Here is a 3,494-nt window from a genome sequence, read left to right as displayed (position 1 = left end):
AGTGATTAAGTTATTTTGTATTTCTACCTGTACTCGAATCCATAAAGTACCATCTTCTTTGGGGATTTCATAAACCCGTTCTTTTTGTTGTGGGGCATCCTTTATGGTCTTGGGCAGGGCATAAGGTTCAAAGGAATTCAGTCGATTGAGGAAGGTATGATAATCCATATCCTGGGCGGATAAATTCTTTTCTCCAAAAACATCGAAGAAATCATCACTGACAAACAGAATTTTTTCAAGGTCCTCATCTAATTCAAAGGCACCGAGGTTGATACTGGACATTTTGAGTAAATGGGTCAATTTTCCTGCGGTCCGCATGACTTCCCGGTTGAGGGCTTCAACACCTTGGGCAAGGGAATCCAATTCACTTATTCCTGTGGCAGTGAGTGGGACGGGGGTACCGGCAGAGATACCGATGCGGACTTCTTTTTCAAGCTTAGAAACTGGAGCGATTAGCCGTTTTGTGATGATAATGGTGGCAATGATACTGACAATGAAAATCGTGCCCACAATAATGGCAAGGGTAAGGCCCGTATTCCAGGAAAGGCTGGATAGGGTGGTCTTTGGCTCAATGGCCATGAGAACCCATTGTTCGTCAGAAAAAGGTGCGTTGCGGTTATAAAGCGATAGCTTACCTGTTGCAGCAACCATTTGAGACGTGTTTTGTAGCCCTGTGAGAAGACTGCATTTTTTATATCGGCTTGGCTGGAGGTTAAATTCTTTCAATGTGTCCTGGGTCAGTTGGTAATTTGAGCTATTGACTGCCACAGCCTGGTAGGGACTGTCGCCCTTTGGTTGAATCGCGAGACAATAGGCACTGCCATTGTCTGTGATTTCTTCCGTCGGTAATTGTTTTATGAGATAGTCAGTCAGTATTTCCACACCAAGGACACCGTATAAAGTGCCATCATCGGCAATCAGTGGGATGGAGTAGGCGATGGAGATGGCGTTATCCTCTTCGTTAAGGTGGTAGGCTGGTGACCAATACGCTAAATCAGTATCGGATAAGTCTTTGTTTTCCAAAGCAGCACGATAGGGATTATAAAAATAACGGTGGTCTGCATTATCCTCGGATAGAGTAAATTTAGGGGTCCAATAGGAATCAGTGGTGATACCGGTTTGTGTCACAACATCCACTGGAGCACGCTCAAAAAGGAGATCCTTGTTATCACTATTATAGACGGAAGAAGGGTCCCGATCCCGGATATAGATGCCCGTTAGGCTATCCTTTGCTGGATCCGCAGGAAGAGGACCGCCCCGAAGGATGATAAAGGCCCCAGAGACGGCATTTGTTCGCATCATAGAAATGAGCATGGGGGTTGCCTGGCGGAGATAATCGGTATATGCGTTGGCATCAGAGGATAGACTGGCGGCATTCTGGCCACTATTTGCATAAAGGGCATCCAGCTGAGATACCGTATCGCCGGTTTCACGCCATTTGTTCACCATATCGTATTGAAGATAATCCCGTCTGGATTGAACGGTTCGGCCGAGGACCTGAGCCGCCGATTCATCCAGACGGCCCAGCAGTCCGCTGGCGAAAATACTAATAAAAATAAGAGCCATTTGGGTAATCAGAAGGAGACAGATGGGGATGAGCAATTGGATGCGAAGGCTTTGTTTTTTTTCTTTTAGATGGGTCATATCCATACGCTCCTCTGAAGGAATACAAATGGTCCATTGGGTATTTATTCTTGATTGAGAGCAGCCTCCAATTGGCTGAGGGTATCCTTATACCAGGCATCAAAATTTGCATCCGTATTTAATTGCGCCAATGCGGTGTTGTAATCTGTGCCCGTTGATACCATTTCAAGTAAGACCTTGCGATCGGCTGCAGCTTTTTGAGGCAGGGTATGCTCAAGGATGCTTCGGGCAGCACCACCATTTTTAAAGGCTTTATTTGTATACATTTCATTGTTTTCCGTAGTCTTAGCAGCTGAATTGAGTGCGTCCACCACCTTTTCCTTGGTTCCGGAATCCGTCATGACGGTGGCAAGATAGGACTCGGTACTGGCCTCCTTAGTGACAGGGAGGTAACCAGACTCAACAGAAAAAGTTGCGTTTCGCTGAGGCTGTGTGAACCATTTGAGAAATTGCACAGCGGCATAGACTTCTTTTTCGTCAGCTTCGGTGACGACCATTCCTGCGCCCTGCTGGACAGCGTAGGCTTTGCCTCCTTCAAACTGGGGGGCAACAGTGGACGTCATGGTGATAGGGTAGCTCTCGGTATCAGAAAGGATGCACTGGCTGGGGAGGAAGCTGGCGCTGGAAGAGGAACCGACGCAGGCGATAATGCGCCCGGTTTTGATGTCATCACTGCGGAAGCGGTTTTCTTCATCAAACCATCCAGCGACCATGGGAAGGTAGTAATTATCCCAAAGTTTGCGCATGACGGCTTTATCAAAATTTAAGGTGCATTGTCCATTTTGAGCACTGAAGATTTCAGTCCCCAATTGTCGAGAGCCAATGATCATATAATTGGCAAAGGCATCCCGCCCAAAAAAGGCTTTGCCATCATTGGGGATATCTGGGGTTTGGGCGTTTGTCCATTCATAGTAGGCTTTTGCTGTTTTTGTAATCCCCTCAATGGTTTTGAGCTCATCTTTAGAAGCCCCGGTAGCATCAGCAAATTTTTGCCAATCGGTTTCGTTGATGCTTAAAATTTCTGTAGATTTGGCAACCGGGAAGCTCTTAAGGCTGCCGTTGTTGGAAAAATCCCCCTCCTCGATATAGCCATCAATATAGGCCTGGCGTTCCTTTTCGGTAAAATAGGGGGATAAATCGGCCACGGTCCCCATTTGATCCAGTTCATAGGCGGTGTCAGAATAAGCGGCAAATATATTGGGCATTTGGGGGGCACCGACTTTCTTTTGAGCGGCATCCATAACGCTTTTCTCTAAATCAGAAACAGTACCCTGGGTCGATTCACTGACTTGAATGCCCTGCTTGGCGCCTTCGCCCGCATTAAACTCGGCGATGGCATTGGCAAAGGCTTGCTGTTGGGCACCGTTGTATTAATGCCAGATCGTAATCTTAGTCGGATTTTGTGGGTCTAGTGCAACTTTCTTCGCACTTTGTCCACAGCCAGAGGTCAGAACAATCAGACTGATGAGGGCGAGCGTCAGGGAAATGAATCGTTTCATGAAAACTTCTCCTTTGGGGTTTAGGAATCGAAAAACATCTATTCATTCATATATTACCATATGCTTAAGGAAAACAAAAGGTTGAAAAGGGTTAAAATACGATTCTCTAAATATAATTATTTGATCATTATCAATAATCAACGATGCTTGAGGACCTCCATGGCGGTGGGTGCGTCGATATAAAGACTATCGACGAGGCTGCCGCGCAGTGCGGCACAAATGACTCGGGCCTTGACGACGCCACTGGCTAAAAGCAGCTTGTTGGGAATGGCCCGTATGGTATCTAAGGAGGCTCCAACCACACGGTCATCTAGGGTATGGTCGAAAATATCTCCCTGGGCATTGATGAAA

General features: G+C 46.6%; 4 protein-coding genes. All 4 read right to left on the bottom strand.

Annotated elements, in window-relative coordinates; translation table 11 throughout:
• Positions 1-1,650 (bottom strand): PDC sensor domain-containing protein (locus VB081_RS10265; protein ID WP_323400728.1); only part of this gene is annotated, 1,650 nt, incomplete at its 3' end.
• Between the two features lie 38 nt (positions 1,651-1,688).
• Complete coding sequence (locus tag VB081_RS10260; RefSeq protein WP_323400729.1) at positions 1,689-2,978, bottom strand: extracellular solute-binding protein; 1,290 nt, start codon at positions 2,976-2,978, stop codon at positions 1,689-1,691.
• A gap of 36 nt (positions 2,979-3,014) precedes the next feature.
• Positions 3,015-3,143: a hypothetical protein gene (locus VB081_RS10255; RefSeq protein WP_323400727.1), complete on the bottom strand. Its 129-nt coding sequence runs from the start codon at positions 3,141-3,143 to the stop codon at positions 3,015-3,017.
• Between the two features lie 137 nt (positions 3,144-3,280).
• Positions 3,281-3,494: sugar-binding domain-containing protein (locus tag VB081_RS10250; RefSeq protein ID WP_323400726.1), on the bottom strand; the 214-nt coding region annotated here is incomplete at its 5' end.

Source organism: Christensenella sp. (assembly GCF_034927525.1).
Classification (GTDB): Bacteria; Bacillota; Clostridia; order Christensenellales; family Christensenellaceae; genus Christensenella.
Note: the sequence above shows the minus strand (reverse complement) of the source record. Positions and strands in the feature narration are given on the sequence as shown.